The following is a 257-nucleotide window of genomic DNA, read 5'->3' as shown; positions in this document are numbered from 1 at the left end:
TAATAATCCCTTTCTCATTCGCCTCTTCAATAATTTTTTGTGGAACTGGCTTTGTTTGTACAGGGATTTCCAAAATTAACTCTCCATCTAGTCGACCACCTTTTAAAGCATTAGGATTAAATTTACCTGAAGAAATTTCTGAACCGGAAGAATACTTTTTAGTAAACTCACTTAGATAACTTAATGCCGTCTTTTCTTTTACTTCAGCCAATTGGGTAAATTTCCTCGAGACAATTTCTTCACCCGGAATATAAGAA

General features: G+C 34.2%; 1 protein-coding gene. It reads right to left on the bottom strand.

What is annotated here, in order from left to right:
- Nucleotides 1-211 (bottom strand): hypothetical protein (locus ACTHS4_RS12155; RefSeq protein WP_440366016.1); only part of this gene is annotated, 211 nt, incomplete at its 3' end.
- Nucleotides 212-257: the final 46 nt, after the last annotated feature.

The organism is Neisseria sp. P0014.S009, from assembly GCF_051958155.1.
In the GTDB taxonomy this organism is placed as follows: domain Bacteria; phylum Pseudomonadota; class Gammaproteobacteria; order Burkholderiales; family Neisseriaceae; genus Neisseria; species Neisseria flavescens_C.
This window is presented reverse-complemented; position numbering and strand designations above follow the sequence as displayed.